Origin of the sequence: Pyxidicoccus trucidator (genome assembly GCF_010894435.1) — a bacterium.
Classification (GTDB): Bacteria; Myxococcota; Myxococcia; order Myxococcales; family Myxococcaceae; genus Myxococcus; species Myxococcus trucidator.
Window position 1 is genome coordinate 118,692 of record NZ_JAAIXZ010000021.1, and the last position, 12,609, is coordinate 131,300.

8 protein-coding genes are annotated in these 12,609 nt (G+C 71.1%); 4 read left to right on the top strand and 4 right to left on the bottom strand.

What is annotated here, in order from left to right:
• The first annotated feature begins 1 nt into the window (after position 1).
• Positions 2-3,502: an nSTAND1 domain-containing NTPase gene (locus tag G4D85_RS40220; RefSeq protein ID WP_164019558.1), complete on the top strand. Its 3,501-nt coding sequence runs from the start codon at positions 2-4 to the stop codon at positions 3,500-3,502.
• Here G4D85_RS40220 and G4D85_RS40225 read toward each other — a convergent pair.
• On the bottom strand, positions 3,445-4,935 hold the full coding sequence (locus G4D85_RS40225) for a hypothetical protein (RefSeq protein WP_164019559.1): 1,491 nt from the start codon (positions 4,933-4,935) through the stop codon (positions 3,445-3,447). The genes G4D85_RS40220 and G4D85_RS40225 overlap by 58 nt on opposite strands.
• A gap of 261 nt (positions 4,936-5,196) precedes the next feature.
• Here G4D85_RS40225 and G4D85_RS40230 point away from each other — a divergent pair, with 261 nt between their 5' ends.
• The gene (locus tag G4D85_RS40230; protein ID WP_205525913.1) at positions 5,197-5,847 is read left to right on the top strand and encodes a hypothetical protein; all 651 of its coding nucleotides are present in this window, start codon (positions 5,197-5,199) and stop codon (positions 5,845-5,847) included.
• A gap of 42 nt (positions 5,848-5,889) precedes the next feature.
• Here the strand turns inward: G4D85_RS40230 and G4D85_RS40235 are convergent, their stop codons facing one another.
• Positions 5,890-7,419: a hypothetical protein gene (locus G4D85_RS40235; RefSeq protein WP_164019561.1), complete on the bottom strand. Its 1,530-nt coding sequence runs from the start codon at positions 7,417-7,419 to the stop codon at positions 5,890-5,892.
• A 107-nt stretch (positions 7,420-7,526) separates the two neighbouring features.
• Positions 7,527-8,723: a macrolide family glycosyltransferase gene (locus tag G4D85_RS40240; protein ID WP_164019562.1), complete on the bottom strand. Its 1,197-nt coding sequence runs from the start codon at positions 8,721-8,723 to the stop codon at positions 7,527-7,529.
• Between the two features lie 123 nt (positions 8,724-8,846).
• Here G4D85_RS40240 and G4D85_RS40245 point away from each other — a divergent pair, with 123 nt between their 5' ends.
• Positions 8,847-9,473 (top strand): TetR/AcrR family transcriptional regulator, encoded by a 627-nt coding sequence (locus G4D85_RS40245; RefSeq protein WP_164019563.1) that lies wholly within the window; start codon positions 8,847-8,849, stop codon positions 9,471-9,473.
• Here the strand turns inward: G4D85_RS40245 and G4D85_RS40250 are convergent.
• Positions 9,429-11,018 (bottom strand): glucosyltransferase domain-containing protein, encoded by a 1,590-nt coding sequence (locus G4D85_RS40250; RefSeq protein ID WP_164019564.1) that lies wholly within the window; start codon positions 11,016-11,018, stop codon positions 9,429-9,431. The two genes, G4D85_RS40245 and G4D85_RS40250, sit on opposite strands and share 45 nt — an antisense overlap.
• A gap of 154 nt (positions 11,019-11,172) precedes the next feature.
• Here G4D85_RS40250 and G4D85_RS40255 point away from each other — a divergent pair, with 154 nt between their 5' ends.
• Positions 11,173-12,486, top strand: coding sequence for a glycosyltransferase (locus G4D85_RS40255; protein WP_164019565.1), 1,314 nt, complete (start codon positions 11,173-11,175; stop codon positions 12,484-12,486).
• The last annotated feature ends 123 nt before the right edge of the window (positions 12,487-12,609 follow it).

Below are 12,609 nucleotides of genomic sequence, written 5' to 3' on the forward strand. Positions count from 1 at the left end.
CATGAATGGCGACGCGGTCCTCAATCCGTTCCCTGGCCCCCAACCCTTCCGGGCGGCGGACCAGGACCGCTTCTTCGGCCGCGAGGACACCGCCCGGAAGCTGATGAACCGCATCCTCGCCCACCCCTGCGTCATGCTCTTCGGCCCCTCCGGCTCGGGCAAGTCCTCGTTGATGCAGGCCTCGGTCATTCCCCTGCTGAAGGCGCGGCACGGCTTCCGCACCGTCCGCGTCGATGGCTGGCTGGCCGGCGAAGCCCCCCTCGAGCGACTGGCCCGGGACATGTTCGTGGACCTCGAGCTGGGCAAGACTCCCGAGGAGCTGGGCCCGCACGAGTTGCTCGGCGAGGCCATCCGGCTGGCGGAGCGGCGTTCGGAGCGGCCCATCCTCATCTACCTGGACCAGCTCGAACAGTTGCTCCTGTCGAATCGCTCTCCCGAGCAACTGCGCGAGCTGTTCGATGGGCTGGAGACGCTCGCGCGCGCGCCCGTGCGGGGACTGCAGATGGTCCTGGCGCTGCGAGAGGACTACCTGGGGCGCTTCCAGGACCGGGCTCGCGGTCACCGGGCGCTGCACGACCCGGGGTTCCGTCTGGGGCCGCTCACGGTGAAGGAGATGGCCCCGGTGGCGTGCCGGCTGGCGGCCACGGGAGTACCCCACCAGCAATGGAGCAGTGAGGAGCTCCGGGAGCTGATGCTCCAGATGCGGACGGCCGGGCAGTCCGCCACGGACGAGGCCGAGGTCCAGGCGGCCTTCGCGCAGATTGTCTGCCGCGCCCTCTGGGAGGAACGGCGGACCAGCGCGGGCATGGTTGGGTTGGTGGAGGCGGAGCCCATCCTGCACCGTTACCTGGACGCGACGCTGGACTCGCTGGGCCCCCTGAAGCCGGCCGCGCTGATGCTGCTGGAGGAGCATCTGGTCGCCAGGGATGGAAGCCGGACGCTGCTCACGCAGCAGCAGGCGGATGCCGCGCTCCCTCAGGGCGCCGCGGCGCCGGTGCTGAACAGCCTGGAGCGGTCGGCGGTCCTGCACGCGGAGCAGCACGAGGGAGGCCGCTACTTCGAGCTGGGACACGACTGGCTGGCGAAGAAGGTGCTGGAGCTCAAGCTGGAGCGGCAGAAACAGGAGAAGGCGGCTCGCGATCGTCAGACGGAGGCCCGGAGGCGCCGGCAGGAGCGCGTGGCCCGGCGCAAGCTGGTCATCATCACGACGGCGGCGGCCGGCGTGGCCCTGATGATGGTGGGCCTGTTCCTCTATGGACTGTGGGCCCGGCGCGAGGCGGAGGCGAACCAGGCGCTGGCGCAGGCGAGCGAGGAGCAGGCCATCAACCAGTCCCTCATGGCGGGGGCACGGGAGCAGATGCAGCGGGGGCAGCCCGCGATGGCGGCGAAGCTGCTCGCCGAGGTCAAGCACCCGGAGACCCTCGAGGACTGGCCTGCGCTCGCCCAGGAGGCCCTGGATTCAAACTTCCTGGAGATGACGCTCCAGGGCCTCAGCGGCGAGTCGTTCAACGCGGCGGCCTTCAGCCCGAATGGCCAGCGCATCGTCACGGCCTCGGACGACGGAACCGTCATGGTGTGGTGGACGGATGGCAGAGAGGAGGCTCAGTTGGTGGGGAGGCACAATGGCCCGGTCACCTCCGCACAGTTCAGCCAGGATGAGGAGGGCCGGTTCATCGTCACGGCATCGCGAGACGAGACCGCGCGGGTGTGGGAGCAGCGGTCCTCCGGTGAGTGGGAGGCGCGCGACTTTCCTCACAAAGGCTCGGTCCGCTCCGCCAGTCTCAGCCGGGATGGCAAGCGCCTCCTCACAGCGTCCCGGGATGGGAGCGCACGGGTGTGGAGGATCGAGGACACCAAGACGCCCCTCCAGGTGCTGCGCCATGGGCGAATCAACTTTGCCGCCTTCAGCCCGGGCGGCCAGCGCATCGTCACCACTTCGTGGGACCAGACCGCGCAGGTGTGGCGGGCGGATGGCTCGGGGCGCTTCTCCGTGCGGCAGACACTCGCGGGACACGCGGGGCCGGTCCAGTCCGCGGCCTTCAGCCCGGATGGGAAGCGCATCGTCACCGCCTCGCAGGACGGAACCGCCCAGGTGTGGCGGGCGGATGGCTCGGGGCGATTCTCCGCGCGGCAGACACTCTCGGGACACGCGGGGCCGGTCCAGTCCGCGGCCTTCAGCCTGGATGGGCAGCGCATCGTCACCGCCTCACAGGACGGAACCGCGCGCGTGTGGCAGGTCAGGGACTCGGACACCGCCGTCATGCTCATGGCCCTCGAGGGGCACATGGGCCCGGTCACCTCCGCCGCCTTCAGCCCGGGCGGCCAGCGCATCGTCACGGCCTCGCAAGATGGGTCCGCGCGGGTGTGGCACACCGACAGAATGAAGCAGCCCCTCGTCACCATGGGCATGGAGCACGAGCAGTCGGTCGTCGCCACCGCGTTTACCCAGAACGGAAAGCTCGTCACGGCATCCCGGGACGGTGTGGTGCGGATATGGCAAACCGAGCCCTCACCCCGGATGCTGGAGGAGCTGCCGAGGTCCGCGAGCGCACTGACCTCAGTGGCAATCAGTCAGGATGGGCAGCGCATCGTCACGACCTCCAGGGACCGGAGCGCGCCGGTTCGGGTGTGGCAGGCGGATGGCTCGGGGCACTTCTCCGTGGGACAGCCGCTCCCGGAACAGGCGGGGCCGGTCCACTCCGCGGCCATCAGCCCGGATGGGAAGCGCATCGTTACCGCCTCGCAGGATGGAGCACAGATGTGGTGGGCCGAGGGACGGGGACCCTCCTACGTGCTCGACAAGGTGAACACAGGCCCGGTCACCTCCGTCGCCTTCAGTCCGGACGGCCAGCGAATCGTCACGGCGTCGCGAGACAAGACCGCGCGGGTGTGGGAGCAGCGGTCCGGTGAGTGGAAGGAGAGAAGCGTCTTCCTTCACAAGGGCCCGGTCGCCTCCGCGAAGTTCAGCCAGCATGAGAATGGCCGGTTCATCGTCACGGCGTCGCAGGACGGAAAGGCGCGGGTGTGGGAGGAAGGTCGCTCGGAGCCGCTCCACGAGTTCCCGCACGAGGGTCCAGTCCTGTCCGCCGCGTTCAGCCCGAAAGGCCAGCTCATCGTTACGACGTCCTGGGACAAGACCGCGCGGGTGTGGCGGACCGACGAACAGGGACAGCCTCACGTGCTGAAAGGCCACGAGGGCCCGGTCCGCTCCGCCGCGTTCAGCCCGGATGGCCGGTTCATCGTCACGGCCTCCTGGGACAAGACCGCGAGGCTCTGGACCCTGCCGGAGGAGACGCCCACCTCCCAGATGCTCCCTCGGGAGCTCGCGGAGCGGAATACCCACTGCCTTTCCCCCGCCATGCGTCAAACCTATCTCAAGGAGGGCCCGGCGAAGGCGTGGCAGGGCTATGAGCAGTGCGAGCGCGACCACCTGCGCGTCCCGTCTCAGGCCGTGGCGCTCCGGAGTGACAGTCGCGCCGCGGGGTCTCCCAGCAGGATGTAGCCCCGGAGGTCGTTGCGGAGCATCCAACGGTAACCATGCCGCTCCGGCTCGACCGGGTCCGGCCGTCCCTCGAGGAGCGCATCCTGCCGGGTCTGGTAGTCCGCCATCAGGCCGTCGTTCACGTCCCGGTAGATTTGCATCAACGCCTCGAGCGCGACACCCGCGCGGCTCCCGTTCGCCATCACCTCCAGCACGGAGCTGATGCGCGAGGCGCGGCTCCGGGATGAGCCTTCGATTTCGGCGAAGCTGAACATCCAGGCCAGGTCGCTGTGACCGATGATGGCCAGCGGTCCCCGCGGGTTGGCCAGCGCGGCCTGGGGCAGCGCGGCCAGGAAGGGCCGCTCTCCGGGCCTGGGCAGGCTCCTCAGCACGTCCTGGAGCTGGGCCGCGTCCGCCGGCCGCTTGGCGAGCATGGACAGCCAGGAATGGAACAAGCTGCTCGAAGGCGTGGCGGCTCCGAAGCACGCGAGGCAGAACCACATCCCCCCGGGGAGGAACGGCGTGCCGCGGAGCAGGTTCGCGGAGAGCACCTGTCCGGCCCCGAGGTTGAGCGCGCCTTGCAGAGCCCGCTGCGCCTCCGCCGAGGCCCACCCCTGGGAGGGCTGCCCGAGGCCATGGCTCACCGAGAGCATCACGCCCGAGCGGGCCGCGCCCGCCGCGCGCAAGAGCGCCTCCAGGCCCGCCTGCGCATCCGAGAGGACCTGGAGGCCCATTCCCGGGCGCTTCATCCGCCACCGCGTCTCCACCTCCTTCTGGCAGGGCCCGACCAGCAGCGTCTGGCCCAGCGTCGTGGCGGCCGAGCCGTCGGGCGCGGTGTAGAGCAGGACGTCGGGTGCTTCCTTCACGGCGGCTTCCGTCTCGAAGGCCACCACCTTCTCCGCATAGGCGGTGTAGCCCCCGAGGTCCGGCAGGCCCGAGCGCTGCGCGATGTGGAGCCGGCCGACGAAGGCGCCATGGGCCAGCACGTGCTGGAGCTCGATGGAGACCTGGTGCAGGTCCCCCAGGAGCAGGAGGTACCTCGGCCGCTCCTCCTCGGGGACCGCCTCGGCGCGGTAGACCTCATCCCGCCAGCGCACCGCCGCCGCCGCGTCCTGGTCCGCGGGGACGAAGTAGCGGTACGCGGGCGCTCCCTGCTCTCGCTCCCTGTATTGAATGAGGGGAGCCACGGCCTGGAGCAGGGCCTCGCCCTCGGTGCCCTCCGGGGCGATGACGCCCCACCGCTGCGCCGGCAGGTCGTTCGGATGGGCATCCGTCCTCGCGAGTGACGGCACCTCGGCCCGCCGGGGGAGCTTCTTGGGTCTGGGCGCGTCCCACGCCGCTTCCGGCGCGAGCCCGCCGTCCAGGAGCGGTCGAAGCGTGTCGGCGCTGGCCAGCAGGAGTTGGAGGGCGGCCCCGGACCTCGACTGCGGCTCCGGCGTGCGGACGTGTGCCATGGGAAGCCTCCTCCAGCCGAAACCCATGGGCCTGGACGCCTCTTCTCGCTGGCCGCCAGAGAGGTTGGCCGGGGCACGGACGGCCCAGACCCGACCCGGCGTGCGAAGCCGCCCCCGCCCCGTGCGCGTCACACCGGGCCGTCCAGCACTCTCTCCATGTCGGAGGCTGAAATGGGAGACGCGGGAAGCGTGGCGCAGTGCAAGCAGCAACGAGCCCTCAGACTGCCCACGGTCTGCCCCGCATGCCACAAGACCCATTCGGTGGGGCTGACCCTGACGGTGGAGCCTCAGCCCCTCTTTTTTGGAGGGAGCTCGAGCGGGACAGAGCCCGCGCTCTGGACACTGACGCTGGCGTGTCCCCTCTCCGGCGAGCCCGCCGAGGTGACGTTCCAGCTCCCGGTTTCCGGCGGCGAGCGCATCCTGGATGTCCAGGTGGAGAGCGTCGCGGCGGCAGCCGACCCTGGGCCGGCCCCGGCTCGCCCCGTGGCTCCCGGCGCAGGTGGTCCCCCGGCGGACGCCTCGCCGTCGCCCGGTGGCTGGATGCATGACGAGGTCCAGGAGACACGCAAGGGGTCGGCGGCGCTGCTGCGCACGTTCGGGACGACCATGCTCTCGACGAGCACGGGCGCTGTCGCCATTCACTTCACGGTGCTGAGTTTCCTGGGGCTGGAGAGCATCGGGAAGACCTGGCGGGTGCTCACGCTCCTTCCCGCCATCGCGTTCCTGCTCTCCGCGGTGTTGTTCGTCATGACTCTGCGGCCCGTGCTCGCCTGGGTGGGGACGGACGAGCAGTTCGGTGAGCTGCGCAGGTCTCGCCTGCTTGCATGCGGACGCATCGCGAGCGCGGGCATCTTCCTGTTCCTGGGAGGAGTCGCGACGGCGATCGCCGCGTACGGAGCGCTGCTGTGGTGAAGGAGGGACGGTTCGACTCCGCTGCCTGTCCCTGAACCGCGCTCAGTACATGGAACGCCGCGTGAAGCCGGTCAGCGCGGCCAGTGGCAGCACCGAGCGCGTCAGGTACGGCAGGCGCCACATGCCGCCGTGGTTGGCGCCCTGCATGATGAGCTCCAGGGGGTGCCGCAGCGGCACCCGTGGGTCCGAGAGCGCCGCCGGGTTGCGCAGGTCATGCACCCACAGCGCCGCCATCAGCGCGTTGGTGGTCGCGGGCTCGAAGATCTCCACACCGAAGGCGGAGGCCCCCCGGAAGCCGGCGGCCAGCAGCGGGTTCTTGACCACCGAGTGCGTCGCGGTGGACGGCGCGACGTTGATGGACACGCGCTGCCCTGCCGCTCGCGAGACGATGGCGCGCCACTGTTGCAGCCGCTTGGCCAGGGCGTAGTTCGGCCCCTGCTGCAGGACGATGCAGTCCACCGTGCCGTAGCGCTGGCCATTGCTGCTCTCGATGATTCGGCAGACGTTCGGCTGGTACAGGGCGCCACGGCTCACGCCGCGCAGCGCCGCCTGTGCGACACGCCCGAGCGCCGCCCGCTGTCCGTAGCGTGAGGTCGCCGCGAGCGTGACTTCCTCGGGCACGGCGAACACGTCCGTCGGCGTCGCCATGTACGCGAGCGAGGTGCCCGGCCGCGCCTCCGTGAGCGCCGTCACGAGGGCATCCATCGCCACCGACACGCGCACGTGCCGCTCACCGTCGAGGTAGGCGAGCGAGGCCACGTCCAGGTCCCCGGAAAGGGAGCGCAGCCAGGCGGCGAGCTCCGGCGTCTGGGTGAGCAGGTCCGCGCCCGCCTCGGCGCGCACGTACTCGGCACCCTCCCCGGCCGGAGCCTTGGAGGCCACGGGTGCCAGGAGCCGGCCATTGCCCGTGGACGTGAGCTCGACGAGCCGCTGCCACACGCGGGGACGCTGGAGGTCCACGGCGGCCACATTCGCGCGCCAGCGCATCAGCCATGGAAACGGGCCCGCCTCCGAGGCCGCGCCGAGCAGCACCATCGTCCGGTCGGAGAGGTCCAGCCAGTCCGGGTTGCGCTGTACCAGTCGGAGGGCCTCGGCATGCGAGGGCTCCATTACCCCCGCGCGCTCCCACGCGTCCAGTTGCCGCAGGAGCGTGTCACCGGAGAGGCTCTGCCCCCGGTACGGCACCTCCCACGTCGCGGGCGCCGAGCGGTCCCGCCCTTCGAGCGTCGCGGTGCGGAAGCCCTCCGCCGAGGGCGTGGCCATCGCCGCGTCGACGGTGAGCGGCTGCCCGTCACGCCAGAACTGGAAGGCGCGCCGCGTCGCGTCCAGGCCGGCACGCGCGATGGCGATGGCCTTCTCGGGACTCTCCAGCGAATGCTCGACCAACTGCCGCACGTAATGCGGGTAGCGCTCGCGCCAGCGCCGCTCCGCGCGCAGCTCTCGCGAGGACCCGGCGCCCGTGGCCTCGAAGGCCGCCTCGAAGACGGCCCGCGCGGTCTCCGTCGTACTGCGTCGCCCGTCCGGGCTGGACGGGAACTGAATGCCGCTGTCACTGCCGCTCGCGCTCGTCATCCTGCCCCCTGTTCGCGGCAGCATGTACAGGCGCCGGTTGCGCCGTTCAATGGCGGAATACCCGCAGCTCCCTCCCGGGCCCGGTCGGCTCCCCGAGAGGGGCTCCGTCACCGTCGCGGGGGCAGCTCCGCCTCGATGAGGTCGGCCGCCCGCGCGGCTCCGCCTTCCTCGCGAAGCTCCTTTCGGATGGCGGCAAGGCGAGCCGTGACGCGGGCATCACCCGTCAGCTGGAGCAGGGCCCCGCGCAGCGCCTCCGGGGTGGCCTGCGCGGTGTCGAGCCGCACGCCGACGCCGAGCTCGACCAGCCGGTCGGCATTGGCGAACTGGTCGGCGGCCTGCGGCACGGCAATCATGGGCAACCCGCAGAACAACCCCTCCTGGGTGCCGCCCATCCCCGCGTGGGTGATGAAGGCGTTGGCCTGCGCCAGGACCGAGAGCTGCGGCACCCAGGGGTGCACCTCGAAGTTGGCGGGGAGCTCGCCGAGCACGGCGGGGTCGACGTGCCTGCCAATCTGCATCACCACGTGCCAGCCCGGCAGGTGACCGAAGGCGGCCAGACAGGCCCGGTAGAAGTCGGGCTGCTGGGTGAACGCCGAGCCCAGGGAGATGAGCAGCACCTTCTCCACCCCGGCCGGACGCTTCCACGTGCCCTGGTCCGAGCGGTCTCCGAAGCAGGGGCCGAGGAACGTGTAGCGCGTGGGGTCCACCCGGTCCGCGTTCGGCTGCATGGCACGGGGGATGAGCACGAGCGAGCGCCGTGGGCGGCCGACGAAGAGGTTGGAGTCCGTCTCGGCGACGCGATTCTCCGCCAGCCAGGAGGAGAACCGCTGGTAGTAGTCAACGCCGCGAGGGTCCGCCTTCAAGGCCTCCACCATGGGCGCCATGTCCTGCTCATAGCCGTCCCAGGCGACGAAGGCCGGAGAGAGCTGGATGGCGGGCCGCTCCCAGTTCTCCGCCAGGATGCGCGCCACGTAGCCGGCGATGTCGTAGAGGAAGAGGTCGGGGCGGTCCTTCTCGTAGGCGGCGCGGAGCTGCGGCAACACCGCGCGCGCGTCCTGGAGGAACACGTCGAGCTGGGAGATGGTGTCCTCCGGCCAGGCTTCGTTGGCGGTGCCCTCGCGGGGAAGAGTCGAGGTGTACGGCACCAGCTCGGCGCCCGTTCCCCGGATGCGGTCCGCGAACGAGGCGTCGTTGGCGTAGGTGACCCGGTGGCCCCGGGCGACCAGCTCGCGGATGACCTCCAGGCTCGGGTTGACGTGCCCATGGGCGGGGATGCTGACCATGGCGATATGCGCGCGGGGCATGGAATCTCTCCGGGGTAGCGGTGAGACGAGACGTTCCGTCTCGCCATGCCCAACCTTCGCCCTCGAGACCCTCCCCTGTCAAGACGAGACGTTCCGTTCCGCCTGTTGGTACGGTCCTCCCCGATGAGTGAGCCCCGGACACCGAACGCAGCCCGCCGCAGCGGGCGCTCCCAGCAGGCCATCCTCTCGGCGACCGTCGAGCTGGTAGGCGAGCTGGGCTACGCCCGACTGACCATCGAGGCGATTGCCGCCCGGGCCGGCGTCGGCAAGCAGACCATCTATCGCTGGTGGCCCTCCAAGGGCGCGGTGGTGCTGGACGCCTTCGTCGCGCTGAGCGGTGCGGACCAGGACACCGCGCTGCCCGATACCGGAGACATCGAGGCGGACCTGAAGGCGGTGCTGCGGGCCACGGCCGTGGAGTTGCTCAACCCGCGCTTCGACCTGCCGTCCCGCGCCCTGACCGCCGAGTCGCAGGCGGACCCCGCCCTGGCGAAGCAGTTCGTGGACGAAGTGCTGCGGCCCCATCTGGAAGCGATCAAGGACCGGCTGCGCAGTGCCCAGCGCGCGGGCCAGGTCGCGAAGGGCGTCGACCTGGACGTCGCCGTCGAGCTGCTCGTCGGGCCGCTCTACCACCGCTGGCTGCTGCGCACGGCCCCACTGAGCGAGGCGTACGCGGAGACGGTGGTGGACTATGCGCTGGCGGCACTACGGCCGGCGGGTGTGCTCGGCGGGCGGCGGGGACGGAAGTGACGGGCCTGCCTGCCGCCCGCGCATGTCGATGAGGACGTCGTAGGCCGGGGTGAAGAGGGTCGAAGCCGCGGCGAGGTGATAGAGCTGGCTCACGTCACGCTCCCGAGGGAAGCGCTCCCGCAGTACCGCCTCGAGCATCTCCCTGGCCACCCACTCGGCGTCCACGGACACGGAGCCGAACTCGTCCAGGTAGCGATGGGGCGCGGAGGTGTCGCGCTGCCGGGCGGTGAGGACGAAGACGCGGGGCCTCAGGCCAGGTCCGAGCTGGCTCGCGCCCTGCTCCATCACCGCCAGCTCGCGCCCCTGCGGAAGCGCGAACAGCTCCCACGCCTGCTGGTGCGCGAGCACCGCGCTCACCGCCACGAACACGCCCAGCAGCGCGGTGGCGACGCGTGGGCCGCGCGTGGGCCAGCAGCTCCCCAGCTTCAAGAGCGACGCGGCGAAGAAGACGCTCCACACGCCGCCGAGGGCATAGAGGGTGCGGTACGTGGGCCAGCGCTCGCCCGCGAGGAAGCTGACGGAGTACGCGGCGGCGGACAGGACGACCAGTCCGATGAGCCACTTCGCCGCGCCGACACGGCCCGCGCGGAGTCCCTCGACGAGCAGACCCAGCGTCACCACTGTCAGCGTCAGGACCACCATGGGCCAGTAGCCGCCCGGCGGCCCGGCGTCCGTGTCGTTGAGGGCGCTCAGGGCCAGCACGTTGGGCAGCACGTGCGCGAGGAACCAGCCCGCCTTGTCCACGAGGTGCTTCTCGAACACCATGCGCGGCGACGGCGTGAAGTAGCCCAGCGCGAAGGACAGTTTGGTGAGGACGTACGCCACGCCCAACCCGCTGCCCATGACGAACAGGTGCCGCGCCATCCAGCGCGCGGGGGCGCGCAGGTCCGTGTCCTCGCGCACCACCAGCGCCGCCGCGAGCAGCACGGCGTAGAACAGGCCACTGACCTGGTAGATGAGCGTCGCGGCCGCCATGGCCACCACGCCGCCCAGACACCAGGCCACGCCCTGCCATCCGCCACGGGAGGGCGCATCCAGCCCCCGCCGCGCCAGGGCGAAGGCCGCCACGCCCAGGACGAGGGCCACGGCCTGGGGCCAACAGATGCTCCAGGTGGCGACGACCTGGGCGGAGGGCGTGACGGTGAGGAGCGTCGCGAGCAGGGCCGCGGGGGTCGCGCGCCAGCCCTCCCGACGCAACAGCAGGAAGACGGAGGCCCCCAGCAGCCCCAGCCCCAGGACCGCCAGCATCCGCAGCCCGCTGAGCCCGTCGATGTCGACGGCCGCGCGCGTGGACACTTCCAGCAGCCAGCCGTACAGCGGGCGGCCCATGGCGGCGCAGACCCGGAAGATCTTCCCCGGCTCCTCGCGCGCCTCGCGCAGGATGGCGTAGTCGTCGCGCAGGCCGTAGCGCTGGGTGATGGCGCCGCCATAGATGACCCACGGCAGCAGGAACAGCAGGACGGCCGTACCCGTCACTCCAATGGCGCGTGTCGTGTTGCGTGTCAGCAGGGAGACCTCAAGGGACGGAGAGCCTAGCAGAGCCATGTGACGCGATGCGCCAGACGTCATCCCTCCGCCCTGCCCCCAGGTTCTGCCCGTCACTCCCGCGTCTTCTTCATGACGGTCGCCCCGACCTCGATGCGCCGGGCTCTCGTCATGCCGAGGTCCTCTCCACCGCCGCCGGGAGTACGGTCGCGCCATGGCCCGCTTCCTCCTCGCCACCATTCCCCTCACTGGTCACTTCAACCCCGGGGCGCCCATCGCCCGCCGGCTCGTCGAGCGCGGGCATGAGGTGCGCTGGCACACGGGCAGTCACTTCCGCTCCAAGGTCGAGGCCACCGGCGCGCGGTACGTGCCCATGCGGGCCGCGAGGGACGTCCACGACACCACCATCGGCGACGCGTTCCCCGAGCGCGCGGCGCTGAGCGACTTCGCGAAGCTCAAGTTCGACCTCACGCGCTTCTTCGTCGACTCCGCGCCCGGGCAGCTGGCGGACCTGGAGGCCGAGCTGCGCGACTTCCCCGCGGACGTCGTGGTCTGCGACACAGGCTTCCTCGGCGCCTCCCTCCTCCATGAGCGCCATGGGCTGCCTTGGGCCGCCTTCGGCATCACCGCCATGACTGTTGCCAGCGCCGACACGGCGCCCTTCGGGCTGGGTCTGCTGCCCGGAACTTCCCCGCTGCGCCGGCTGCGCAACCGCGCGCTCGCCTGGGCCGTGAACAACATCGTGTTCCGGGACGTCAACGCGCACCTGAATCGCATGCGAAGCGGGCTGGGCCTGCCCGCCTCGCGCAAGCCCATCTTCGACGTCCCCGTGTCGCCCTACCTCTACCTCCAGGGCTCGGTGCCGTCCTTCGAGTACCCGCGCAGCGACCTCCCCCCGCAGGTCCACTTCATCGGCCCGTTCCTCCCGGAGGCCCCGGCCGACTGGACGCCACCCGCGTGGTGGGACTCGCTGCGGGAGTCTCCGCGCCCCGTCGTCCACGTCACCCAGGGGACGCTGGCGACGGAGGAGCCCCACCTCATCCAGGCCACGCTCCGGGCGCTGGCGGACGAGGACGTGTGGGTGGTGGCGGCGACCGGAGGCCAGCCGCTGGAGTGGCTCGGCGCCGGCCCCTTCCCCGACAATGCGCGCGTCGAGCGCTTCATCCCCTACGCCCACCTGATGCCGCGCGTCTCGGTGATGGTGACCAACGGCGGCTATGGCGGAGTCCAGTGCGCCCTGGCCCAGGGCGTCCCCCTGGTGTGCGCGGGCACCTCCGAGGAGAAGCCGGAGATCGCCAACCGCATCGCCTGGTCGGGTGTCGGTTTGAACCTCAAGACGAAGACGCCCACGCCCGAGCAGGTGCGGCAGGCGGTGCGGACCATGCTCGACACGCCGGCCTTCCGGCGGAGTGCCTGGCGGCTCCAGGCGGAGATTGCCACGCACGATGCGCCCACCGAGGCCGCCATGCTCCTGGAGCGACTCGCGGAGACGCGCGAGCCGGTGCTCAACACGCGCCCGAAGGGCTGATGGGCTGAGCACCCGCCGTGTGGCCCGCCGGCCACGGACGCGTGTCCCCCGCGGACCACGGAGCCCCTGCTTCGCGCCGGAGAAAGCCTCGCGAGCGTGGGTGCCTCGCCACATTCCCCGCTG